Annotated in this window: 1 protein-coding gene; it reads left to right on the top strand. The window is 57.6% G+C overall.

Annotation, left to right across the window (positions count from 1 at the left end; translation table 11 throughout):
* On the top strand, positions 1-738 hold a 738-nt coding region (locus tag PO605_RS30860), incomplete at its 5' end, for a Tn3 family transposase (RefSeq protein ID WP_156180168.1).
* Positions 739-840: the final 102 nt, after the last annotated feature.

Genomic DNA, 840 nt, shown 5'->3' with positions numbered 1-840 from the left:
ACCAGCCAGCTTGCTGTGGATACCCATGGCTACACCGACTTTGCCATGTCACATGCCCGTTTGCTTGGTTTTGATCTTTGCCCGCGGTTGAAGGAACTCAAACAGCGCCACCTCTTTGTGCCACGCGGCACCAAAGTGCCCGCAGAAATCGCTGCGGTGTGCGAAGCCAATGTCGACGTCGCTTTGATCGAAAAGCATTGGGATAGTCTGGTGCACCTGGCAGCCTCGGTCATGAGCGGACATGCCAGTGCGGTGGCAGCTCTTGCGCGGTTCGGTTCTGCCGCCCAGGGCGATCCAATCTATGAGGCTGGCGTGCAATTGGGGCGGTTGCTGCGTACGGCGTTTTTGGCTGACTACTTTGTCAAGGACGCTTTCAGGAACGAGTTGCGCCGGGTGCTCAATCGGGGCGAGGCTGTTAACGCCCTCAAGCGCGCCATTTATACCGGCCGGATCAGCCCGGCGCAGGCCAAACGTGTCGATGAAATGCAGGCTGTGGCCGATGCGTTGAGCCTGATGGCCAACATCGTGATGGCGTGGAATACCTCACAGATGCAGGCGGTCCTGGATCGCTGGTCGAACCGCCGCCAGGTCATTCCACCGGAACTGATCGGGAAGATTGCGCCCACCAGGCTGGAGAGCATCAACTTGCGGGGTGTGTTTCGCTTCCCGGTTGACCGCTATGCTGACCAAATCCTGCCTTCGCGGCCAAATGCATCGATAACTGGCACCAATGGATGAAACCGACCACGGTTTGACGCCACGAATCGCAGATTTGAAAGTGAACAGGAAAGTCAATGAAATCAACGATCTACCAACACCACCTCCGCGCCAGTGCTAGCT

The sequence above is a fragment of the Delftia sp. DT-2 genome, from assembly GCF_028401915.1.
GTDB lineage: Bacteria > Pseudomonadota > Gammaproteobacteria > Burkholderiales > Burkholderiaceae_C > Comamonas > Comamonas tsuruhatensis.
This window is presented reverse-complemented; position numbering and strand designations above follow the sequence as displayed.